This is a genomic window from Allobosea sp. 10L417, from assembly GCF_056395485.1.
Genome location: NZ_JBFTJP010000008.1, coordinates 186,753 through 209,431 on the forward strand (window position 1 = coordinate 186,753; position 22,679 = coordinate 209,431).

Annotated in this window: 24 protein-coding genes; 20 read left to right on the forward strand and 4 right to left on the reverse strand. The window is 66.1% G+C overall.

All coding sequences use genetic code 11. The annotated features are described in order from the left end of the window. Positions 1-47: 47 nt before the first annotated feature. The 17 genes from yidC to AC1DE3_RS20050 all read left to right on the forward strand — a co-directional run bounded on the left by yidC (position 48) and on the right by AC1DE3_RS20050 (position 14,363). Positions 48-1,916: a membrane protein insertase YidC gene (gene yidC / locus AC1DE3_RS19970; protein WP_476780209.1), complete on the forward strand. Its 1,869-nt coding sequence runs from the start codon at positions 48-50 to the stop codon at positions 1,914-1,916. A 57-nt stretch (positions 1,917-1,973) separates the two neighbouring features. Further along, on the forward strand, positions 1,974-2,606 hold the full coding sequence (locus AC1DE3_RS19975; RefSeq protein ID WP_441510122.1) for a CatB-related O-acetyltransferase: 633 nt from the start codon (positions 1,974-1,976) through the stop codon (positions 2,604-2,606). A gap of 147 nt (positions 2,607-2,753) precedes the next feature. Beyond that, positions 2,754-3,419, forward strand: coding sequence for a ribosome biogenesis GTP-binding protein YihA/YsxC (gene yihA, locus AC1DE3_RS19980; protein WP_476780157.1), 666 nt, complete (start codon positions 2,754-2,756; stop codon positions 3,417-3,419). 7 nt (positions 3,420-3,426) lie between these two features. Beyond that, a complete protein-coding gene (locus AC1DE3_RS19985) occupies positions 3,427-3,795 on the forward strand; it encodes a DUF423 domain-containing protein (protein ID WP_476780158.1) in 369 nt (122 codons plus the stop codon). Between the two features lie 103 nt (positions 3,796-3,898). Beyond that, on the forward strand, positions 3,899-4,795 hold the full coding sequence (gene argB / locus AC1DE3_RS19990; protein ID WP_476780159.1) for an acetylglutamate kinase: 897 nt from the start codon (positions 3,899-3,901) through the stop codon (positions 4,793-4,795). Between the two features lie 179 nt (positions 4,796-4,974). After that, positions 4,975-5,715, forward strand: a complete 741-nt coding sequence (locus tag AC1DE3_RS19995; RefSeq protein WP_476780160.1) for a pyrimidine 5'-nucleotidase — start codon at positions 4,975-4,977, stop codon at positions 5,713-5,715. A 119-nt stretch (positions 5,716-5,834) separates the two neighbouring features. Next, positions 5,835-7,031, forward strand: a complete 1,197-nt coding sequence (locus AC1DE3_RS20000) for an O-succinylhomoserine sulfhydrylase (RefSeq protein ID WP_476780161.1) — start codon at positions 5,835-5,837, stop codon at positions 7,029-7,031. A 192-nt stretch (positions 7,032-7,223) separates the two neighbouring features. Further along, the gene (gene hisB, locus AC1DE3_RS20005; protein WP_476780162.1) at positions 7,224-7,811 is read left to right on the forward strand and encodes an imidazoleglycerol-phosphate dehydratase HisB; all 588 of its coding nucleotides are present in this window, start codon (positions 7,224-7,226) and stop codon (positions 7,809-7,811) included. A gap of 70 nt (positions 7,812-7,881) precedes the next feature. Beyond that, positions 7,882-8,370: a DUF2628 domain-containing protein gene (locus AC1DE3_RS20010; protein WP_476780163.1), complete on the forward strand. Its 489-nt coding sequence runs from the start codon at positions 7,882-7,884 to the stop codon at positions 8,368-8,370. Next, positions 8,367-9,023 (forward strand): imidazole glycerol phosphate synthase subunit HisH, encoded by a 657-nt coding sequence (gene hisH / locus AC1DE3_RS20015; RefSeq protein ID WP_476780164.1) that lies wholly within the window; start codon positions 8,367-8,369, stop codon positions 9,021-9,023. The genes AC1DE3_RS20010 and hisH overlap by 4 nt, the downstream gene beginning before the upstream one ends. Continuing rightward, on the forward strand, positions 9,011-9,766 hold the full coding sequence (hisA, locus tag AC1DE3_RS20020) for a 1-(5-phosphoribosyl)-5-[(5-phosphoribosylamino)methylideneamino]imidazole-4-carboxamide isomerase (protein ID WP_476780210.1): 756 nt from the start codon (positions 9,011-9,013) through the stop codon (positions 9,764-9,766). The genes hisH and hisA overlap by 13 nt, the downstream gene beginning before the upstream one ends. After that, the gene (hisF, locus tag AC1DE3_RS20025; protein WP_441510030.1) at positions 9,763-10,527 is read left to right on the forward strand and encodes an imidazole glycerol phosphate synthase subunit HisF; all 765 of its coding nucleotides are present in this window, start codon (positions 9,763-9,765) and stop codon (positions 10,525-10,527) included. The genes hisA and hisF overlap by 4 nt, the downstream gene beginning before the upstream one ends. After that, complete coding sequence (locus tag AC1DE3_RS20030; RefSeq protein ID WP_476780165.1) at positions 10,527-10,847, forward strand: phosphoribosyl-ATP diphosphatase; 321 nt, start codon at positions 10,527-10,529, stop codon at positions 10,845-10,847. The genes hisF and AC1DE3_RS20030 overlap by 1 nt, the downstream gene beginning before the upstream one ends. Before the next feature lie 55 nt (positions 10,848-10,902). Beyond that, on the forward strand, positions 10,903-11,877 hold the full coding sequence (coaA, locus tag AC1DE3_RS20035) for a type I pantothenate kinase (RefSeq protein ID WP_476780211.1): 975 nt from the start codon (positions 10,903-10,905) through the stop codon (positions 11,875-11,877). Between the two features lie 52 nt (positions 11,878-11,929). Continuing rightward, positions 11,930-12,376, forward strand: coding sequence for a YqaA family protein (locus tag AC1DE3_RS20040; RefSeq protein WP_476780166.1), 447 nt, complete (start codon positions 11,930-11,932; stop codon positions 12,374-12,376). 116 nt (positions 12,377-12,492) lie between these two features. After that, on the forward strand, positions 12,493-12,843 hold the full coding sequence (locus tag AC1DE3_RS20045; protein WP_441510033.1) for a RidA family protein: 351 nt from the start codon (positions 12,493-12,495) through the stop codon (positions 12,841-12,843). Between the two features lie 98 nt (positions 12,844-12,941). Then, a complete protein-coding gene (locus AC1DE3_RS20050) occupies positions 12,942-14,363 on the forward strand; it encodes a coiled-coil domain-containing protein (RefSeq protein ID WP_476852689.1) in 1,422 nt (473 codons plus the stop codon). Between the two features lie 16 nt (positions 14,364-14,379). On the opposite strand, the gene AC1DE3_RS20055 is transcribed toward AC1DE3_RS20050, so the two are convergent. Then, a complete protein-coding gene (locus AC1DE3_RS20055; RefSeq protein ID WP_476780168.1) occupies positions 14,380-15,528 on the reverse strand; it encodes an aminotransferase in 1,149 nt (382 codons plus the stop codon). Between the two features lie 368 nt (positions 15,529-15,896). Here AC1DE3_RS20055 and AC1DE3_RS20060 point away from each other — a divergent pair, with 368 nt between their 5' ends. The 3 genes from AC1DE3_RS20060 to AC1DE3_RS20070 all read left to right on the forward strand — a co-directional run bounded on the left by AC1DE3_RS20060 (position 15,897) and on the right by AC1DE3_RS20070 (position 20,177). After that, positions 15,897-17,378 (forward strand): cobyric acid synthase, encoded by a 1,482-nt coding sequence (locus AC1DE3_RS20060; RefSeq protein ID WP_476852690.1) that lies wholly within the window; start codon positions 15,897-15,899, stop codon positions 17,376-17,378. A 184-nt stretch (positions 17,379-17,562) separates the two neighbouring features. Beyond that, entirely contained in the window at positions 17,563-18,159 is a 597-nt protein-coding gene (locus AC1DE3_RS20065; RefSeq protein WP_441510037.1) for a TetR/AcrR family transcriptional regulator, read from the forward strand. A gap of 65 nt (positions 18,160-18,224) precedes the next feature. After that, on the forward strand, positions 18,225-20,177 hold the full coding sequence (locus AC1DE3_RS20070; RefSeq protein ID WP_476780212.1) for an SDR family NAD(P)-dependent oxidoreductase: 1,953 nt from the start codon (positions 18,225-18,227) through the stop codon (positions 20,175-20,177). Here AC1DE3_RS20070 and AC1DE3_RS20075 read toward each other — a convergent pair. From AC1DE3_RS20075 to AC1DE3_RS20085, 3 genes are all read right to left on the reverse strand, one after another. After that, complete coding sequence (locus AC1DE3_RS20075; RefSeq protein ID WP_441510038.1) at positions 20,101-21,030, reverse strand: NAD-dependent epimerase/dehydratase family protein; 930 nt, start codon at positions 21,028-21,030, stop codon at positions 20,101-20,103. The genes AC1DE3_RS20070 and AC1DE3_RS20075 overlap by 77 nt on opposite strands. Further along, a complete protein-coding gene (locus tag AC1DE3_RS20080) occupies positions 21,023-22,039 on the reverse strand; it encodes an MraY family glycosyltransferase (protein WP_476852698.1) in 1,017 nt (338 codons plus the stop codon). The genes AC1DE3_RS20075 and AC1DE3_RS20080 overlap by 8 nt, the downstream gene beginning before the upstream one ends. 97 nt (positions 22,040-22,136) lie before the next feature. Continuing rightward, the gene (locus tag AC1DE3_RS20085; RefSeq protein WP_476780170.1) at positions 22,137-22,589 is read right to left on the reverse strand and encodes a hypothetical protein; all 453 of its coding nucleotides are present in this window, start codon (positions 22,587-22,589) and stop codon (positions 22,137-22,139) included. Positions 22,590-22,679 lie beyond the last annotated feature (90 nt).

Sequence of the window (22,679 nt, forward strand, 5' to 3'; positions counted from 1 at the left end):
GACACGCCGCCCCCTGCCGGACCAAGCGAGATTCGTTTCCGATCATGATGAAAGAAGACAACCGCAATCTGCTTCTCGCGATCGTCATGTCCGTAGTCATCCTGCTCGGCTGGCAATTCTTCTATGCCAAGCCGCAGATGGAGAAGCAGCAGGAGGCCGCGCGGCAGAACCAGCAGGCCCAGAGCCAGCAGGCGCCCGCAGCTTCCGGCTCGACCCCGACGCCCGCCACGCCGGGCCAGCCCGGCGGCTCCGCCGCGCCCGGCGCTCCCGCGACGCAGGCCGTCGGCACGCGCGAGCAGGCACTGGCCGCCAGCCCGCGCGTCAAGATCGACACGCCCCGGATCGCTGGCTCGATCTCGCTCACTGGCGCTCGCGTGGACGACGTCTCGCTCAAGGCATTCCGCGAGACGGTAGATCCCAACAGCCCGATCATCGTCCTGCTTTCGCCCGCCGGCGGCCCCAACGCCTATTATTCGGATTTCGGTTGGGTCGCAGCGCCCGGCAGCTCGGTAGCGGTGCCCAACGCAAAAACCGTTTGGACTGCGGATAACCAGACCCTGACGCAGACCACGCCGGTCACGCTGAGCTGGGACAACGGCCAGGGCCTGATTTTCAAGCGCATTATCAGCGTCGACAACAACGCTATGTTCACGATCCAAGACGAGGTCGAGAACAAGGGCGCCACCGCGGTCACGCTCTTCCCGTACGGCCAGGTCGTCCGTCAGGGCCGACCGCACACGCTGGGCTATTACGTTCTCCACGAAGGCCTCGTCGGCTATGTTGGCGACCACGGCCTGCAGGAATGGACCTACGATAAGCTCGATAAAGAGCCGGCGCTGTCGCCCGGAACCGTCGGCCGGAACTGGAAGGATGCTGTCGGCGGCTGGGTCGGTATCACCGACAAATATTGGGCGGCGACCGTCATCCCCGACCAGAAGCGCAAGTTCGAAGGCCGTTTTTCTTCGGTCCAGACCGGTTCGGAGCGCACCTACCAGGCCGACTTCCTCGGCGAAGCCGTGGCGGTGGCGCCGGGCGCGAGTGCTGCGTCGCAGTCGAAGCTTTTCGCCGGTGCAAAGGAAGTCGCGGCGATCAATGGCTATGAGCGCGATCTTCAGATCACGCGCTTCGACCTGCTGATCGACTGGGGCTGGTTCTATTTCATTACCAAGCCGATGTTCCTGCTGCTCGACTGGATCTACAAGCATGTCGGCAATTTCGGCGTCGCGATCCTGATCGTCACGGTGCTGCTCAAGGCGCTGTTCTTCCCGCTCGCCAACAAGTCCTACGCCTCGATGGCGAAGATGAAGGCGCTGCAGCCGGAAATGACGGCGATCCGCGAGCGCTACGCCGACGACAAGATGAAGCAGCAGCAAGCGCTGATGGAGCTTTACAAGACGCAGAAGATCAACCCGGTGGCCGGCTGCTGGCCGGTGCTGCTGCAGATCCCGGTGTTCTTCGCGCTCTACAAGATCCTGTTCATCACCATCGAGATGCGGCACGCGCCGTTCTTCGGCTGGATCCACGATCTCGCCGCGCCCGATCCGACGAACATCTTCTTCTTCCTGCCCGCGGCCATGACGAGCTATCTGCATCTCGGCATCTGGCCGATCATCATGGGCATCACGATGTTCATCCAGATGAAGATGAACCCGGAGCCGCCGGACCCGGTGCAGAAGATGATGTTCACCTGGATGCCGGTGTTCTTCACCTTCCTGCTCGGCTCGTTCCCGGCTGGCCTGGTGATCTACTGGAGCTGGAACAACCTGCTCTCGGTGACCCAGCAGGGCTTCATCATGCGCAAGAACGGGGTGAAGATCGAATTGTTCGACAACATCAAGGGCATGTTCGGCAAGAAGCCGGCTGCAGCGCCCGCCGCACCGGCGCCGCCAAAGCCGGCCAACACCAACAAGAAGTGAGTGATCGAAGGGCGGGTCTTCCCGCCCTTCGCCTTTTCAGGCCAAGGCCTTCCCGCGATGCCGCTTCCCGATCCGCAGACGCGCCATCCCATCCCCGGCTGGAAGGGCACCGCCTTCCTGAAGGCGGTCGTCGATCATCCGCTGATCGAGGTCGGCGACTACAGCTATTACGACGACTCGCGCGGGCCCGAGCATTTCGTCGCCCGCTGCGTGCGCTATCATTTCGACTTCATCGGCGACCGGCTGATCATCGGAAAATTCGTCGCCATCGCGCAGGCGGCGCAGTTCATCATGAACGGCGCCAATCATCCGATCGGCGGCTTCTCGACCTTCCCCTTCCAGATGTTCGGCCTCGGCGATCCCGAGGCGCTCAAGCGCCCCGGCCCGAACAATCGCGGCGATATGGTCATCGGAAACGATGTCTGGATCGGGCGCGAGGCGGTGATCATGCCCGGCGTCAGGATCGGCGACGGCGCGATCATCGGCACGCGGGCGCAGGTCACGAAGGACGTGCCGCCCTATGCGGTCGTCGCCGGCAATCCTGGCCGGGTCGTGAAGATGCGCTTTGCGCCCGAGATCGTGGCGGAACTGCTGGCGACCCGCTGGTGGGACTGGGAGGCGGACAGGATCGCGCGCCATATCGACGCGATCCAGGGCGCCGACATCGACGCGCTGCGCGCAGCCGTGTAAGAGCGAGCCATCCTCAGCCCTCATCCTGAGGAGCAGCCCTCAGGCTGCGTCTCGAAGGATGTTCCGGTACGCGCGGGAGCATCCTTCGGGACGCTGCTTGCGCGGCTCCTCAGGATGAGGGCTTCTGATTTCGAAAGAGCGGAAGCCATGACCACCTCCACGACCAAGCCCTATGACGCCGAAGAGATCGAAGCCGCCCGCAAACTCTTCGAGGGGCCGTGGGATTTCGTCTGGGCCTCGACCAAGATCGACGATCTGCCGCCGATGGTCGGGCAGGAGATTGCCTTCGCCGGCCGCTCCAATGTCGGCAAGTCCAGCCTGATCAACGCGCTGACGCGGCGCAACGCCCTGGCACGGACGTCGCATACGCCGGGCCGGACGCAGCAGCTCAACTTCTTCCGCCAGGTCGACCATGACGAGCGGCTGACCATCGTCGACATGCCCGGCTATGGCTATGCCGCCGTCGGCAAGGAGAAGGTCGCGGCCTGGACCAGGCTGATCCACGATTATCTGCGCGGCCGCTCGAACCTTATGCGCGTCTACGTGCTGATCGACGCGCGCCATGGCATCAAGGATGTCGACGGCGCCGTGCTGGAGACGCTCGACAAGGCCGCCGTGTCCTATCAGGTGGTGCTCACCAAGGGCGATGCGTTGAAGCCGGGCGACCAGCAGTTCATGTGCGAGGCGACCTATGACGAGATCAAGCGCCGGCCGGCGGCCTTCCCCGAGGTGCTGCTGACCTCCAGCGAAAAGGGAGTGGGCATTCCCGAATTGCGCGCCGCGATCGGCCGGGTTCTCGCCGAGCGGTTGTGATAATCGCATGAACGCGACAAAGACCCATCTCACCTTCGCCGCCCTGATGGGCCTGGCGGGCGTCGCGCTGCTAGCGGCTGCCGCCCACGTAACGGGCACGGCCAATGTCCAGACTGCCGGGCAGATGCTGCTGTTCCACGCTTCCGTCGTCATTGGCGCCACCGCCGCCCGCAAGGGCGGGCATCTGCAGGATGCGCTGGCCCGTTTCGCGCTCTCGGCCATCATCTTCGGTGCGGTGCTGTTCGCGGCCGATCTGGCCCGCCGCGGCTTCGCCAACGAGGCGCTGTTCCCGCGCGCGGCGCCGATCGGCGGCTGGTTCATGCTCGGCGGCTGGCTCGGCCTCGCCGTCGCGGCCGTGACAGCCAGGCGGAGTTGACGACCGGGCGCGCCTGACCGGCGCCGGACGTCCTTCCGCCGCCGCGCAAGTTCGGGTAGAAGCGCGCCCGGACCCTTCCTGCGGCCGCGCGGAGCCTGCCCGAATGACCGACCATCCCCTTCTGACGCCGTCGCAATCCGCCGAGCTGCTCGTCCAGGCGCTGCCTCACATGCAGCGCTACGACCAGGAAATCATCGTCATCAAGTATGGCGGCAACGCCATGGGCGATGCCGCCACCGCCGAGGACTTCGCCGAGGATATCGTGCTGCTCGAGCAGTCCGGCCTGAAGCCGGTGGTCTGCCATGGCGGCGGCCCGCAGATCGCGGCGATGCTGAAGAAGCTCGGCATCCAGTCCGAGTTCAAGCAGGGCCTGCGCGTCACCGACGAAGCGACCGTCGAGGTCGTCGAAATGGTTCTCGCCGGCTCGGTCAACAAGGAGATCGTCGGCTACATCACCCGCGAGGGCGGCCGCGCCATCGGGCTCTGCGGCAAGGACGGCAACATGGTCACCGCGCGCAAGGTGACCCGCACGATCGTCGACCCCGATTCCAAGATCGAGGAGGTTCTCGATCTCGGCTTCGTCGGCGAACCCGAGGCTGTCAACACCACGGTGCTCGACGCTGTGCTTAAGGCCGAGCTCATCCCGGTGCTGGCGCCGGTCTGCGCCGCAGCCGACGGCCAGACCTACAACGTCAACGCCGACACCTTCGCCGGCGCCATTGCGGGCGCGCTGAATGCCAAGCGCCTGCTGCTGCTGACCGACGTGCCGGGCGTGCTCAACAAGGACAAGCAGCTGATTCCGGAACTCACAGTCGAGGAATGCCGCCGCCTGATCGCCGACGGCACGATCTCGGGCGGCATGATCCCGAAGATCGAGACCTGCATCTACGCCCTGGAGAAGGGCGTCGAGGCCGTCGTCATCCTCGACGGCAAGGTGCCGCATGCGGCGCTGATCGAGCTGTTCACCGACACCGGCGCCGGCACGATCATCCGGCGCTGATTTCGCCCGTCATTCTCGGGCGGCGCAAAGCGCCGACCCGGGAAATCGCGTGGCCAGAAAGCACTGGTTTCGGAGATGGTCGGGTCAAGCTCGACCATGACGGTGGGAAGCGCTATGGCGATTAAGCCTTGGCCAAGGACTTGCGGCGCAGACTCCGGATCGCCACATCACGGAGTCCTATGAAAATACTCGCTGACATACCTGCCGCGGCACCGCCCTTTCCGACAGAGGGCTTCGCGCATGTCGATCACTGGATCTTCGATCTCGACAACACCCTCTACTCGCATGAGGCCAAGGTCTGGCCGCAGGTCGACGAGCGCATCACCCTGTTCCTCGCAGAGCTGTTCGGGCTTGATGGGCTCTCTTCGCGCGCGCTGCAGAAATATTACTACCAGCACTATGGCACGACGCTGAAGGGGCTGATGGAAGAGCACGGCGTCGATCCCGGCGATTTCCTCGACTTTGCCCACCAGATCGACCTGACCCTGCTCGACCCGAATCCCGATCTCGGCGAGGCGATCGCGGCCCTGCCCGGCCGCAAGCTGATCCTGACCAACGGTTCGCGCGGGCACGCCGAGAACGTCGCCAGCAAGCTCGGCATCCTCCATCACTTCGAGGATATCTTCGACATCGTGCAGGCCGGCTTCACGCCCAAGCCCGAGCGTTCGACCTATGAGACCTTCCTCGCCAAGCATTCCGTCGATCCGGGCCGGGCGGCGATGTTCGAGGATATCGAGAAGAACCTGGTCGTGCCGAGCGCGCTCGGCATGAAGACCGTGCTGATCGTGCCGAAGACGCCTGATCCCTTCCGCGAGACCTGGGAACAGGTCGCAGTCGAGGCTGGACATGTCCATCATGTCACGGCCGACCTCACCGGCTTCCTGAAGCCGCTCGGGCGCCCAACCGAACGCTGCACCTGAAGCCGCAGAAGGTTTGTCGCGAGAGCGGTTTTCAAAAAAGGAAATTCTGTTCTTCTTTACGAACAGAAGGGGAAGTGCTAGTGGCGTTGTCCGTTATAAAGAACGGACTGAGGTTCCCCATGTCGGCATCGGACAACGCCGCAGCCAAGCTGCATCCTGAAACCCGCCTCGTCCACGCCGGCACCATGCGCTCGCAGTTCGGCGAGACCTCCGAGGCGCTGTTCCTGACGCAGGGCCATGTCTACGACAGCGCCGAGCAATGCGAGGCCCGCTTCCTGAACAAGGATCCGGGTTTCCAGTACGCCCGCTTCTCCAACCCGACGGTGTCGATGCTCGAAGGCCGCATGGCCGCCTTCGAAGGCGCCGAGGCCTGCCGCGCCACGGCGACCGGCATGGCTGCCGTCACCGCGGCCGTGATGGCGCCCTTGCGTGCAGGCGACCATGTCGTGGCGGCCCGGGCGCTGTTCGGCTCCTGTCGCTACATCGTCGAGGACCATCTGCCGCGCTACGGCGTCGAGTCGACGCTGGTCGACGGCACCGATATCGAGGCCTGGCGCAAGGCGGTCCGGCCGAACACCAAAACCTTCTTCCTCGAAACGCCGTCGAACCCGACGCTCGAGGTGATCGACATCGCGGCCGTCGCGAAGATCGCCAAGGCAGCCGGCGCCCGGCTCGTCGTCGACAACGTCTTCGCGACCCCGCTCTTCCAGCGCCCGCTCGAGCTCGGCGCCGATCTCGTCGTCTACTCGGCGACCAAGCATATCGACGGGCAGGGCCGCTGCCTCGGCGGCCTCGTCGTCGGCTCGAAGGAGCTGATCGAAGGCGATATCCAGACCTTCCTGCGCCAGACCGGCCCGGCGATTTCCCCCTTCAACGCCTGGGTGATGCTCAAGGCGCTGGAGACGCTGCCGCTGCGCGTGCGCCAGCAGGCTGAGAACGCCACCAAGGTCGCGGATTGGCTCGCCGCTCATGCCAAGCCGTCCAAGGTCATCTTCTGCGGCCACAAGAGCCACCCCCAGGCCGAGATCATCGCCCGCCAGATGAGCGGCCCCTCGACGCTGATCGCCTTCGAGGTGCCGGGCGGCAAGGACGCCGCCTACCGCCTGCTCAACGCCTGCAAGCTGATCCGCATCTCCAACAATCTCGGCGACGCCAAGAGCCTCATCGTCCATCCGGCGACGACCACGCACCAGCGTTTCACGCCGGAGGTCCGTGCCGATATGGGCGTCACCGACGGCATGATCCGCCTTTCGATCGGGCTCGAGCACGCCGACGACCTGATCGCCGATCTGGAGCAGGCGCTGGCGAGGGTTTGACTCTGGCCGTCATTCTCGGGCGTAGCGAAGCAACGACCCGAGAATCGCGAGCAGGATAAGGTTTCGGAACCTCTCCTGACGTGAGATGCTCGGGCCAAGCCCGAGCATGACGGCTGTTGGAGCGGCCAGTGGCCATCTCCGCCCGCCCCTGCTAAAGCGGGGCCGGTTCCCGCCAAGGCTTGAGAGGCCAGCATGCGTTCGGGCGAAGTGATGCGCCGCACCAACGAGACCGATATCGCGGTCTCGCTTCTGATCGACGGCACCGGCAAGGCCGAGATCGCCACCGGCGTCGGCTTCTTCGACCATATGCTCGACCTCTTCGCCCGCCATTCTCTGATCGATCTCAAGGTCGCGGTGAAAGGCGACACCCATATCGACGACCACCATTCGGTCGAGGATGCCGGCATCGCCATGGGCGAGGCTTTGAAGCAAGCTCTCGGCACCAAGAAGGGCATCCGCCGCTATGCCGATGTCCACCTGCCGATGGACGAAACGCTGACGCGCGTTGCGATCGACGTCTCCGGCCGGCCGTTCCTGGTGTTCCGCACGGAGTTCAAGGCGCAGAAGATCGGCAGTTTCGATACGGAGCTGGTGCGCGAATTCTTCCAGGCCTTCGCCATCAACGCCGGCATCACGCTGCATGTCGAGACGCTCTACGGCGACAACGCCCACCATATCGCGGAAAGCTGCTTCAAGGGGCTGGCACGCGCGCTTCGCCAGGCACTGGAAGTCGATGCGCGCGAGGGCGACCGCATCCCCTCGACCAAGGGCGCTCTCTGATTCTTCGTCTACGCATTTTCTTCACGCGAACCTGTAGCCACTTCGCTCGAAAATGCTCTAGGAGGCGGCCATGGCATTCTACACCGTCCTGACACCGCCGCCGGCCGCAGGCGGCCGCGGCGAGGAAATCGAGCAGGCGCGCCTCATTCCCGAGAGCTTCTCCTGGGGCGCCTTCCTACTCACCGGCCTCTGGCTCCTCGGCAAGAGGCTGTGGCTGATGACCCTGCTGTTCGCGCTGGCCGTGGCCGGGCTCATCTATCTGCGCAGCCGCTTCGGCCTGCATCCGAGCGCGCTGTCGCTGATCTATTGGTCGAGCGCGCTGTTCCTCGGCGTCGAGGGCAACGACCTCGTCGTCCGAAAGCTGCTCCGCAAGGGCTGGCGCGTCGCCGACGTGGTCGAGGCCCGCAGCCTGCCCGAGGCCGAGCGCCGCTATTTCGAGCGGGGCCTGGCCGGCAAGGCCGCGCCGCCGCGTGCAGAGCCTGCCGCTCCTGCCCCGATGGTCCGCCCGAGCGGACCGCTGCCGATCATCGGCCTGTTCCCGGAGGCCCGCGGGCGATGAGTCAGAGCGTCGCCATCATCGATTACGGCTCGGGCAATCTGCACTCCGCCGCCAAGGCCTTCGAGCGGGCGGCGCAGGAAAGCGGCATCGCCTCGACCATCCACGTCACCAGCGACACCGGCATCGTGCGCGCGGCCGACCGTATCGTGCTGCCGGGCGTCGGCGCCTTCGCCGATTGCCGGCGCGGGCTCGATGCCGTGCCGGGCATGGTCGAGGCGCTGGAAGAGGTCGTGCGCGCCAAGGGCCGCCCCTTCCTCGGCATCTGCGTCGGCATGCAATTGCTGGCGTCGCGCGGGCTGGAATACACCGTCACCCAGGGGCTCGGCTGGATCCCCGGCGACGTCACGCTGATCGAGCCGGACGACGACAGCCTCAAGATCCCGCATATGGGCTGGAACGTCCTGCACAAGCAGGATGAGCACAAGCTGCTCGATGGCATCGAGACCGGGCCGCAGGGGCTGCACGCCTATTTCGTCCACTCCTACGCGCTGGCGGCGGAGCGCCCGCAGGACGTGCTGGCCCTGACCGACCATGGCGGGCCGGTTACCGCGATGGTGGCGCATGGCAATGTCGCCGGCACGCAGTTCCACCCCGAGAAGAGCCAGAAGCTGGGGCTGAAGCTCATCGCCAATTTCCTGAGCTGGAAGCCATGATCCTCTTTCCCGCGATCGACCTGAAGGAAGGCCGCTGCGTGCGGCTGAAGCAGGGCGACATGGCCCAGGCCACCGTCTTCAACGACGATCCGGCCGCGCAAGCTGCCGCCTTCGAGGCCCAGGGCTTCCAGTGGCTGCATGTCGTCGATCTCGACGGCGCCTTTGCCGGCAAGCCGATGAACGCGGCGGCGGTCGAGGCCATCCTGAAGCGTGTCGCCTTTCCGGTGCAGCTCGGCGGCGGCATCCGCGACATGAAGACGGTCGCCGGCTGGCTCGATAAGGGCATCGCCAGAGTCATTATCGGCACGGCGGCGGTGCGCGATCCCGGCTTCGTACGCGAGGCGGCCAAGGCGTTTCCGGGACAGGTCGCGGTCGGCATCGATGCGCGCGACGGCTTCGTCGCCGTGGAAGGCTGGGCTGAAACCTCGACATTGGCGGCGGCCGATCTCGGCCGGCGCTTCGAGGATGCCGGCGTAGCCGCGATCATCTACACTGACATCGCCCGCGACGGCATGCTCCAGGGCATCAACTGGGAAGGCACGATCGCGCTGGCGAAGGCGGTCTCGATCCCGGTCATCGCCTCGGGCGGACTTGCCTCGATGGCCGATATCGAGCGCCTCTGCGCCGATGATGCCGCCATCCTCGAAGGCGCGATCACCGGCCGTGCCCTCTATGACGGGCGGATCGACCCGGCGGCGGCGCTGGCGCGGCTTCGGAGCGCGACGAAGGGAGCCGCGGCATGACCCTGAAGACCCGCATCATCCCCTGCCTCGACGTCAAGGAAGGCCGTGTGGTCAAGGGCGTCAAGTTCCTCGACCTCGTCGATGCCGGCGATCCGGTCGAAGCCGCCAAGGCCTATGACGCGGCCGGCGCCGACGAGCTCTGCTTCCTCGACATCACCGCGAGCCATGAGGATCGCGGCATCCTGCTGGACGTGGTGACGCGCACGGCGGAAGCCTGCTTCATGCCGCTCACCGTCGGCGGCGGCGTGCGCAAGGTCGAGGATATCCGCGCGCTGCTGCTCGCCGGCGCCGACAAGGTCTCGATCAACACGGCCGCCGTCACCAACCGCCAGTTCGTCAAGGAAGCGGCGGAGAAGTTCGGCGCCCAGTGCATCACGGTCGCGATCGACGCCAAGCAGGTCTCGCCCGGCCGCTGGGAGATCTTCACCCATGGCGGGCGCAACGCCACCGGCATCGAGGCCGTCGCCTTTGCGCGCGAAGTCGTTTCGCTGGGAGCGGGCGAGCTCCTCGTCACCTCGATGGACAGGGACGGCACCAAGTCGGGTTACGATCTCGGGTTGACCTGTGCGATTGCCGACGCAGTCTCGGTCCCTGTCATCGCCTCGGGCGGCGTTGGGAATCTCGACGATCTCGTCGCCGGAGTCAGCAGGGGCCATGCCTCGGCTGTGCTGGCAGCCTCGATCTTCCATTTCGGCACCTATACGATCCAGCAGGCCAAGGCGCATATGGCGGAAGCCGGGCTTCGGATGAGGCTGGACTGATGGCCAACTTCACGCTCTCCGATCTCGAAACCCGCATCGCCGAGCGCGCCAGCGCCTCGCCCGAGGAATCCTGGACCGCCAAGCTGCTTGCGGCGGGGCCGGAACGGGCCGCCAAGAAGTTCGGCGAGGAGGCGGTCGAGGCCGTGATCGCCGCCGTGAAGGGCGATCGCGACGAGCTGATCGCCGAGAGCGCGGACGTGTTGTATCATCTTTTGGTGGTGCTCAAGGCGCGCAATGTTGCATTGCGGGACGTCTTGAGCCAGCTTGAGGCCCGCACCGCCCGCTCCGGACTGGCGGAAAAGGCGGCCCGGCCCCGTTGAGTACCGCGAGGATGGACCCGCGTTGAATCTCGAATCCTGGATTGCGGGCCGCGTCATGGACCAGCGTCTCGTCACGCCTGCGCCCGAGCGCGAACTGGTCTCGCCCTACCGCCTGTTCTCGCGCGACGAATGGGCGCATCTGCGCGCCGATGCTCCGCTGACGCTCTCGGTCGACGACCTGACCAAGCTGCAATCGATCAACGATCCGATCTCGCTCGACGAGATCGTCGCGATCTATCTGCCGCTGTCGCGCCTGCTCTCGCTCTATGTCGCGGCGACGCAGGGGCTGTTCAAGGCGACGCAGCGCTTCCTGATCGCCGAGTCCGAGGTCAAGGTGCCCTATGTCATCGGGGTCGCCGGCTCGGTCGCGGTCGGCAAGTCGACGACCGCACGCGTGCTGAAGGCCCTGCTCTCGCGCTGGCCGAACACGCCGAAGGTCGAGCTCGTCACCACCGATGGCTTCCTTTTGCCAAATGCCGAGCTCGAACGGCGCGGTCTGATGCAGCGCAAGGGTTTCCCCGAGAGCTATGACGGGGCGGCGATCCTGCGCTTCCTGTCGGATGTGAAGGCCGGCAAGCCGCAGGTAGCTGCGCCGGTCTATTCGCACCTCGTCTACGACGTCGTGCCGGGCGAGACGGTGACGGTCGAGCGGCCGGACATCCTGATCCTCGAAGGGCTCAACGTGCTGCAGCCGAGCCGGATGCCGAAGGATGGCACGGCCATCCCCTTCGTCTCGGATTATTTCGATTTTTCGGTCTATCTCGACGCCGATGAGAACGACCTGCATCGCTGGTACGTCAACCGCTTCATGACGCTGCGCCAGACCGCCTTCCGCGATCCCCGCTCCTTCTTCCGCAAATATGCGGAGATCGGCGAGGAAGAGGCGCTCGCGATCGCTGAGAAGCTCTGGACCGGCATCAATCTACCGAACCTGCAAGAGAACATCCTGCCCACGCGTCAGCGCGCCAGCCTGATCCTGACCAAGGGCGCGAGCCACCGCATCCAGCAGGTCGCCCTGCGGCGGCTTTAAGCATTTCAAGCCACCGAGCGCTCCTTGCCGTAGCAGCCTCTCCGAGAGCCCCATGGAACCGCTCGCATCCCTCGCCGCCATGGCGGGCGCGGCCTTCGTCGCTGCAACCTTGCTGCCGGCCCAGTCCGAGGCCGTCTTCGTCGGGCTTCTCGCGGCAAAGAGCGTCGACCCGCTCGCGCTGTTCCTGACCGCGAGCCTGGCGAACACGGCCGGCTCGATCCTCAACTGGTGGCTCGGACGGCTGATCGCGCGCCATGGCGTCGACCGGCTGCCGGTCCGCCTGCGGCCCGATCCGAAGCGTTTCACTCAGGCACAGGGCCTCTTCGCCCGCTTCGGCTGGCCATCGCTGCTGCTGGCCTGGCTGCCGATCGTCGGCGACCCCCTGACCTTCGCTGCCGGCACGCTGAACTATCCCTTTGGCCGCTTCGTCGCACTCGTGCTCGTCGGCAAGGCCGGGCGCTACGCGGCGCTCTGGGCGGGCTGGGCGAGCTTCGCCTGACCCCCCTGCCGCGGCAGGGGGATTTGACGACATCTTCCCTAAGGTCAGGCGCATATCATTTGCGAAACCGACCGGGCCGGGCTACCAGCGAAGCGTCCGTTCAAGGAGATCAGATTATGACCATTCAACGTATCGGCGTCGGCCCGCGCATGTCCAAGGCCGTCGTGCACGGCAACACCGTCTATCTGGCCGGCCAGGTTGCGGACAAGGCCGCCGGCAAGAGCGTGGGCGAGCAGACCGCCGACATCCTCGGCATCATCGACGGGCTCCTGGCCGAGGCCGGCACCGACAAGTCGAAGCTGCTGATGGTCAACATCTGGCTCTCCGACATGTCGACCTTCGCCGAGATGAATGCCGTCTGGGACAAATGGGTCGTTGCCGGCCAGACCCCGGGCCGCGCCACCGTCGAGGCCAAGCTCGCCGCGCCGCAGTTCACGGTCGAGATCGCGGTCATCGCCGCGAAATAAGCATTTGGAGCATTCCGTGTTCTTCGACGCGCGGAATGCTCTATCTCTTTGTGCTGTCGCATTTTCTTCACGCGAACCGGTATCCACTTCGCGCGAAAATGCTTGAGGCCGAGCCGGAGCGGGAGGCAAACATCAGTCAACCCGACGAGATCGTCCCGCTTCTGGCGCGCGTCGCCGGACGCCACGGCCTGCCGCCGGTGGCGCTGGCGGCGATGATCGCGGATTGGCTGCGCCGCCCCGGTTCGACACCTCCCACTGAGGCCCTGCTCGATCGCAAGGCGGGGGATTTCCAGGCCCTGGTCCAGCGCCTGGCGATGGAACACGGCGACGGCGAGATCCAGCGCCTGCGCCGTGAGGCCGCCGGCGCCCTGGCCACCGGGCGTCTTGCCGAAGCGGACAGGGCTCTGGCGCAGGCCGAGTTGCATGCCATCGGCGGATCGACCGACCTTTCGACATTGCCGATCGAACGCCGGCTGCTGATCGGCGAGAACCGGGCGGACCGGGCGGCGCTCAGCTTCCTGCGCACGACCGCCGAGAGCTATCAGGAGGCTTCAACCCGCTACGGCGAGGCCTCCACCCTGATCGGCCTCGCCGATGTCGAGCGCAGCCGTGCGGCGGCGCTGGAACAGGCCAAGGCTCTGGCACGCATCAGCGACGATTTCGGCGGGCGTGAGGGCTATGACGGGGCCGTCGCAACATTGCGCCGCTTGCTCGAAGGTCTCGACCGTCTGGCGGATACCGTGGCTTTTGCCGGCGCCCAGGACGCGTTGGCTGCTGCTCTCGAGGGCCTTGCGGGGCTCACCGGAGAGGCGAAACTCCTTACGACCGCGCTCGCCCATTGCCGTTCGGGCGCCGAATATCTCAGCCGCGACGAGGATCCACCGCTGTGGCGAGCGCTCAAGCTGCGCATCGGCCGCATCGCGGTCAAGCTCGGGGTCGCGCAGAAGGATGACGAGCTTCTCGAGGAAGCCATAGCCACCTACGCCAGCGTCCTCAGCGCCTGGAACCGCGCCGATGACGAACCGCGCTGGCTCGAAGCCGAGCATATGATCTCGCGCGCCCGGGCGACGCTCGGCCGGCGCCGGAGCGATCTTTCGCTGCTGGAGCGCGCCTTCAACGGCCTCAACCGCGTATCCATGGCGACGGAGCGCAGCCGCGAGCCGCTGCGCTGGGCTGAGCTGCAGGATCAGATGGGCAGCGTGCTCGCCGCCATGGGCGAACGCTACAGCGAACCAGTCGTCGTCGAGGAGGCGATCGCAGCCTTTGCCGCCGCCCTGCAGGAACGACGGCAGGACAAGGTGCCGTTGCTCTGGGCACGCAGCTTCGCCAACCAGGCCGAAGCCATGCTTCAGCTGGCGCGGCGCAACAAGGACAAGGAGCTGGCGCAGAAGGCGCTGGCCCAGCTGATGGCGGCGACGGAGACGGCGCGGCGCACGCCAGGCGGGGATTCGCTCGCTGCCGACCTCCAGAAGCGGCTCGTCGCCGCCGGCGCCGTCGCGACCAAGCTGATCGGCGGCTGACGAACATACATCCGCCTCAACGCGGACGGCGGGTCGCAAGCCTCTCCAGCGCCGCATCGAGCGTCGCGTCGCGCTTGGCGAAGCAGAAGCGGACGACGTTCTTGACCGCTCCTTCGGCGTAGAAGGCGCTGACCGGGATCGCAGCGACGCCGCTTTCGGTGACGAGGCGGCGGCAGAAATCGGCGTCGTCGCTCTCGCCGAGCGGGGCGATATCGACGTTCAGGAAATAGGTGCCGGCGCTGGGCAGCACCGCGAAGCCGAGATCGCGCAAGCCGGCGGCGAAGCGGTCGCGCGAGCGCTGGAAATCGGCACGCATACCCTCGAAATAGTCATCGCCCTTGCCCAGCCCATAGGCGACGGCCGCCTGCAGGTTCGGCGGGGTGGTGAAGGTGATGTATTGGTGCGCCTTGGCAAGGACCCGCATGATCGCCGGAGCGGCCATGACGAGCCCGACCTTCCAGCCCGTGAGCGAGAAGATCTTGCCCGCAGAGGAGATCTTGACGGTACGTTCGCGCATATCCGGCCGGCCCAGCACCGAGGCATGGCGGTGCCCGTCGAAGACGACATGTTCCCAGACCTCGTCGCAGATCGCGATGGCGTCGTGCCGGACGCAGAAATCGGCGAGGAGATCGAGGTCTGTCTTGCCGAAGATCGTCGCCGTCGGGTTGAGCGGGTTGTTGAACAGCACGACCTTCGTCTTGGGGGAGAAGGCCTTGGCCAGCGCCTCCTCCGTCAGACCGAAATGCGGCGGCGTCAGCGTCACGAATTTCGGGATGCCGCCAGCGCGCCGCACGAGCGGCAGATAGGCGTCGTACATCGGCTCGAACAGCACGACCTCGTCGCCGGGCGTGACAAGAGCCATCAGCGCCCCGGCGATCGCCTCGGTCGCGCCGGACGTCACCATCACCTCGGTGTTCGGATCGAGATCGAGCCCCTGCCAGTGCTTGTAATGCGTGGCTGCGGCCTGACGCAGCTCCGGCAGGCCCATCATCGGCGGGTATTGGTTCCAGCCGTCCAAGACGGCGTCCGCGGCCTTGCGCCGCACATCCTCCGGACCGGGATCGTCCGGAAAGCCCTGGCCGAGATTGACCGCGCCGGTTTCGCGCGCGAGCTGCGACATCGTCTCGAAGACGGTGGTCGGAAGGGCGGAGAAGATCGGATTCATCGCAGAGGCCGGCAGAAAAGAGGACGAAGCCGGCTTTAACATGCCGGATGGCGGCGCGCATCCCGATGCTTGTGCCGAGCCGGAGCGCCCGCATCAAGTGCCGAGTGATGAATGTTGACATTCATCATCGGTCAGTGTCTATTGAGTCTCAGCCGGTCCTCGGCGGGATCCTGTTACGACTTCGCCCCTTTGGCGTAGCAAGGTGCCGCAGTGGACCGGCGAACCTTGTCAGCATGGTGATCCTTCCGGGGCGTATTCCGCCTGGGCACGCCCGATGCAGACGGCACCAAAGTTCAACACCTTCCTTGCGTGACGATTGCCCCGGCTGGCGGCTTTCCGCACCCCGTGAAACCGGGCTAAGCAGGGCGATGTCCCGCGCGTCCACGCCCGCCATCATGATCCTCGGCACCGGCTCCAATGTCGGAAAGTCGCTGGTGGTCGCCGGCCTTTGCCGGCTCTTTGCGAATCGCGGTCTCGCCGTAGCCCCCTTCAAGCCGCAGAACATGTCGAACAATGCCGCCGCCACGGCAGCGGGCGAGATCGGGCGCGCGCAGGCGCTGCAGGCGCGCGCCGCGCGCATCGCGCCGCATCCCGACATGAACCCGGTGCTGCTGAAACCCGAGGGCGAGCAAGGCAGCCAGGTCATCCTGCAAGGCCGCGTCGCCGGGCGGCTCACTTCCCGCGATTTCGCTCGGCGCGGCGATTTTCTGCCCCGCGTTCTGGAAAGCTTCGAGCGCCTCGGCGAGCAGGCCGATCTGATCCTCGTCGAAGGAGCGGGCTCGCCGGCCGAGACCAATCTGCGCGCGCGCGACATCGCGAATCTCGGCTTTGCGCGAGCCGCCGGCGTTCCTGCGGTGCTGGTCGGCGATATCGACCGGGGCGGGGTGATCGCCAGCCTCGTCGGCACCCATGCAGTGCTGGATCAGGCCGACCGGGCGATGATCCGCGCTTTCGCGATCAACCGCTTCCGCGGGGATGTGGGGCTTTTCGGCCCCGGCCTGGACACCATAGCGGCGGCCACGGGATGGCCCTCGCTCGGCGTCATCCCCTGGTTCGCAGATGCGGCGCGCCTGCCTGCGGAAGACGGCCTCGATATCCGTTCAGGACGCAAGCCCGGTGCGCGCATCAAGATCGCGGTGCCCGTGCTGCCGGGCATCGCCAATTTCGACGACCTCGATCCGCTCAAGCTGGAGGACTGCGTCGACCTCGCGATGATCGGCCCGGGCCAGGCGCTCCCGGGGGATGCCGATCTCGTCATCCTGCCGGGCTCCAAGACGACCTTGCGGGACCTTGCGGCACTGCGACGGGAGGGCTGGGACATCGACATCCTCGCCCATCGCCGACGTGGAGGGCATATCCTCGGCCTCTGCGGCGGCTATCAGATGCTCGGACGCGTGGTGCGCGACCCGCTCCGCCTGGAAGGCCCTGCCGGCGAGGCGACCGGCCTCGGCCTTCTCGATGTCGAAACCAGCCTTGATGCCGAGAAGACCGTTCGCGAGGTCGGCTTCTGCCACATTGCCAGCGCCACCAACGGGGAGGCCTATGAAATCCATCTCGGCCGAACCGTGGGCGGCGACACCGCCCGCGCGCCATTCCAGGTCGATGATCGGGCCGAGGGTGCGGCCAGCGCCGACGGACGGGTTGCCGGCAGCTATCTGCATGGCATCTTTGCCTCGGATGCAGTGCGCAGCGCCTGGCTCGCCCGTATCGCAGGGGCCAAACTGCCTTCGGCGCTGGGCTATGGCGACACCGTCGACAGCACGCTCGACGCGCTTGCAGGCCATATAGAGCGCCATCTCGACATCGATGCGCTGCTCGACATCGCAAAATCGCGATCTCCGACCGCATAGGGCAGCGCCCGCGGATCGCGGCCCATCGGCCATTGCAGCGGCTTGTCAGGATTTCACTTCAGCCAAAATTGATGCAGGTCAACGCAAAAGTCTTTATCTGCCATAACGTTGACGAATGACGAAATTCGTCATAAGGATCAATTCTTCACCGCATTCGTTGAAATACAAACAAGCCGGCGACGCCGTGAGTCATTCCGAACGCGATACCAAGCAGATCATCGTCGACACCGCCGAGCGCTTTTTTCGGGACATCGGCTATCAGAAGACGACCGTGGCGGACATCGCGAAGTCCCTACGGATGAGCCCCGCCAATGTCTACCGCTTCTTCGATTCCAAGAAGTCGATCAATGAAGCCGTGCTGGAGCGCTACAAGCGCGAGCAGGAAGAAGCGATCGCCACCATCGCCGCCGAGGATCGGCCTGCGGCCGACCGGCTTCGCGATATCCTCGCGACCTCCTACCGGCTTAACGCCGCCCGCTTCGCCGGGCATGCCCGCATGCAGGAAATGGTCTGCGCGGCCATGGAGGAAAGCTGGGATGCGATCATCGCCCATATCGAGCGCTTCGACGTTGTCCTGCGCCGTGTCGTGGCCGACGGCATCTCCCGAGGCGAGTTTCGGCCTGTTGAGCCTGCCCATGCGACGGGCTGCATCCGCACGGCGATGATTCGCTTCATGCACCCGCTGCTGATCACGCAATGCGAGTGTATTCCCGGCCCATCGCCCGACGAAATGATCGCCTTCGTCCTCAGCGCGCTGGAAGCCAGGCCGCCCGCTAACTGAGCAAGCGCCCATCGCGCGTTGACAAGCCATCGAGGGAGCGGGATACCCCGCCTGACATGGCCATCCTGCCCAAACAGAATCTGAAGAAGACGGCGGTCGTCGTCCACGACCTCGTGATGACGGCGCTGGCGATCTGGCTCGTCTTCGTCGTCCGCTTCGAAGGCGCGCTGCTCGACGAGCATCTGCGCTATCTGCCGCGATTCCTGCCGTTCTTCGTGGCTTATGCCGGGCTGGTCTACTGGTTCTTCTCGCTCTATCGCTCGAAGTGGCGCTTCGCCTCGCTGCCGGACCTATCGAATATCGTCAAGGCCGTCTCGGTTCTCACCGTCTCGCTGCTGGCTGTCGACTATGTGCTCGTCGCGCCCAACTTCTATGGCAATTTCTATTTTGGCAAAATCACCATCGCTCTCTACTGGCTCGTCCAGAATTCGCTACTGGGCGGACCGCGCCTTGCCTATCGCTATCTGAAATATGCCCGCTCGCGCTCCAGCGGACGCGAGGCGACCCTGCCGACGCTGATCCTCGGGCGCGGCGTCGAAGTCGAAATGGTGATCCGCGCCATCGAGACGGGAACGATGAAGCGACTACGCCCTGCCGGTATTCTGTCGCCCCGCCCCGACGATCTCGGCCAGTCGATCCGCGGCGTCCCGGTGCTCGGCCTGCTGTCCGACATCGAAGGAATCGCGTCCGAGGCCGCCGAACGTGGCGAGGCCTTCCGCCGCATCGTCGCCACGCCCTCGGCGCTGTTGCCGGAGGCGCAGCCGGAGAAATGGCTCGCCAGGACCCGTAAACTCGCCCTGCCGATCTCGCGCATCGAGGCGCTCGGCGAGGGCGCGCGCGACACCGAGGTTGCACCGCTGGAAATCGAAGACCTGCTGGTCCGCTCGACGGTCGCTATCGACCGCGAACGGCTGGGCGGGTTCCTCAAAGACAAGCGGGTGATCGTAACGGGCGGGGGCGGCTCGATCGGCTCGGAGATCTGCCTGCGCTGCGCCGCCTTCGGCGCCGCCGAACTGCTGATCGTCGAGAGCTCCGAGCCCGCCCTGTTCCAGATTACCGAGCAGCTGGCCGTCCAGGCCCCGGACACGGCTGTCTCGGGCGTCCTGGCCGATGTGCGAGACCGCGAGCGCATCGTCCCCCTCTTCGTTGCCTTCCGGCCGGATATCGTGATCCACGCCGCCGCGCTGAAGCACGTCCCCTATCTCGAGGCGGATTGGAGCGAGGGCATCAAGACCAACATCTTCGGCTCGGCGAACGTGACCGACGCCGCCGTTGCGGCGCAGGCGAAGACCTTCGTGATGATCTCGACCGACAAGGCGATCGAGCCGGTCTCCATGCTCGGCGCGACCAAGCGCTTTGCCGAGATGTATGCGCAGTCGCGCGATGCCGAGTTTGTGGCCGCCGCCTCCGACATGCGGCTCGTGGCCGTGCGCTTCGGCAATGTGCTCGGCTCGGTCGGTTCCGTAGTGCCGAAATTCAAGGCGCAGATCGCGCGCGGCGGCCCCGTCACCGTCACCAGCCCCGACATGATCCGCTACTTCATGACGATCCGCGAGGCCTGCGACCTCGTGCTGACCGCGGCGTCGCACGCCACCGTCGGCGGGCAGGATGCCGAGCGGGCGGCGGTCTATGTGCTCAAGATGGGCCAGCCCATGCGGATCATGGATCTGGCCGAGCGGATGATCCGCCTTGCCGGCTTCGAGCCGGGCGAGGATATCGAGATCATCGTGTCAGGCGTCAGGCCCGGCGAACGCCTGAACGAAATCCTGTTTGCCCGGGACGAGCCGATGGCCGAAACGGGGCTTGACGGCGTCATGGCCGCCAAGCCGATCTTCGCCGGCCGCGCCCGCCTGCAAGGCTGGCTGACCCGGCTTGAAGCGGCGATCAAGGCCGACGACCGTGGCGCGGCCAATGCAGTGCTCGAAGAGGCGATCCCCGATTTCAGCCAGCGCGAGGCGCAGCAGCAAGGCGCGCCAGAGCCGCGCCCGTCTCTACAGGCGGCCGCCAGCCGGCCTTGAGCAGGCGCTCGGGCCGCGCGACGAGGCTCCCTGCCAGCTTGAGAAAGGTTTCCTCGCGCCCGGCGAGACGCGCCAGCCGCCTGAGAAGCGATTCCGGCACCGAAATCAGCCCCGGCGAACGACCGAGGCCGGAGCGCAACGCCGCCAGCATGTCGGCGACGCTCATCGGCTCGGGGTCGGCGACCGCATAGGCCTGCCTTGCCGGGCAATCGGGCGTCAACGCGAAACGGACGGCATCGGCCATGTTCTCGACGGCGAGCAAGGAGCGTGGCGCGTTTAGGGCACCAAGCGGGAGGGGCAGCGGCAGGCTTGCCAGCCTGAGCAATGCCGCCATGTTGGCCTTGACGCCTGGGCCATAGATCAGCACCGGCCGCAGCGCCACCCAATCGAGAGAGAGCTGATCGAGCCCTCGTTCGGCCGCGAGCTTGGAACGGCCATAGGCATCGCCGGGCACAGGCTCCGCTGTTTCTGACAGGGGAGGCCCGTCGAAAGCGCCGGACAATGCCTTGATCGAGGAAAGGTAGACGAAGCGCCGCACGCCGGCCACCGCGGCCGCCTGTGCCAGTTCCAGCGTCGCTTCGGTGTTGATGCGGGCGTAGAGCGCTTCGTCCAAGCCAGGCCCGGCGTGGGCCAAGCCCGCCATATGGACCACGTGATCGACGCCTTCGAGCGCCGGCGTCCAATCGATCGGCCCCGCCAGGTCGCCCGTCAGGATGGTTTCGACGCCGGGTGGCACATCATGGGGCCGGCGCTGGGCGAGACGCAGGCGATAGCCGGCCTGCGTCAGAGCTGCAACGACATGCGGGCCGACGAAGCCACTGGCGCCGGTCACGAGGATCAATGGGCTAGCCATGGCGCGGACCTGCCGCAAAGCGGCGCAGCAGCAAACCCGTCAGCAGGCCGGCGGCAACGAGGCAACCTAGCTGGACCCCGGTCTGCGGCCAGGCGATCGAGATGCCAGCCAACACGACGAGAGCGACATTCAAGAGCGCGACGCGGCGGACCACAGCAATCACGCTGAAGCCGTTCGTCGTCGCCTGCTGGTAGAAATGCGAGCGATGCGCCTCCCAGACCTTCTCGCCGCGCGCCAGCCGGCGCAGCAGCGTGATGGTGGCATCGGCGATGTGGTAGAGCGGCAGGATCACCGCCGCGGCAAAGGCGCCGGTCCCGGCGAGCCGGTAGAGCAGATAGGCCGTGACGAGGCCGATCGGGAGCGAGCCGACATCTCCGAGAAACAGCCGCGCTACCGGTTTGTTGAAGGGGGCGAAGCCGATCAACCCGCCACAGAGCGCGGCGGCCAGCCAACCGGTAACCGGATCGATCGCGCCCAGGCTTCCCGCCAGCGCGAGAGCCCCGGCAAGCGGCACGATACCCGCGACGGTTATCCAGTCGAGCCCATCCATGAAATTGACGAGGTTGACGAACCAGACTCCGGCCAGAAGGGCCAGCGCCCGTTCGACCGCCAGCGGCACGATCTCCGGAAACAGGCGCAATCCAGGCGCGGCGCCAAACAGCACATAGCCGACGCAGGCGGCCTGCAGCACCAGACGGAGGCTGGCCGGCAGAGGCCGTATATCGTCCCAGGCTCCGACCACGGCCAGCGCCACGACTGCCGAGCCGAGGATCAGCACCGTCCGCCACGCTTCGCTTTCCGCCCGGCCGAGCCAGAGCGCCACGGCCAAGGCCAGGAGGGTTCCGATCAGCACAGCGATGCCCCCGCCCTGCGGCGTCGGCACTTTGTGGCTTGAGCGCGCATTCGGCCGAGCCAGCGCATAGCGCAACAGAAGCGGGCGCAGCCGAACGCATAGCAACGCCGCCAGGAAGGCGGCGGCGAAGAGAGCGACAAACGGGATCAACAGCATCGACAAGGCGGGCCGCACCATAGCCGAGGCTGCGCAAAAGCCTAGTGGCTAATGCGCGAGATGACCTTCGCCGACCCGTGCCAGCCCGCGATGGAGGCTATTGCTTGAAGGCGACCAACACGCCGTCGGCGCCAAACGAAAGCTGAAGCCCCTCCCGACGCGTCGCGAGCCGCAGGGTCACGCCCTTGTCGTTGCGCAGCCAGACATTGCCGCTTCCCTTATTGCCCACGGCCCAGCCTTCCTTCAACTGGACATAAGCGCCGGGGAAGTCGGAGACATTGCGCAGCCCATAGACCGTCCCCGTCGCGACGGTCCGGGAGGCGCCGACCGTACCGATTCCGAGACCGCCGACAGTGATCGGATAGGAGCGGCCACGGAAGCGCAAGGTTCCGCCGCCTCCCTCGCCCGAGGCGATAAAGCCCGCCTGAAGCTGCTCGATGCGAACGGAACCCGTGGAAGGCCCGAGCGAGCGCGCCGACTGCGCCATGGCTGGCGGAGCCAACATCATGAAGGCCGCGAGGGAAACGGCGGTGTGCCTGATCGTGATCATGTCCTACTCCTTGCGCCCGGTTGGCAGCGCGAGGAATGAACCCGCGAAACGCGATTTCGATCCCGACAGAGGGCGAAGCCAACAAATCTC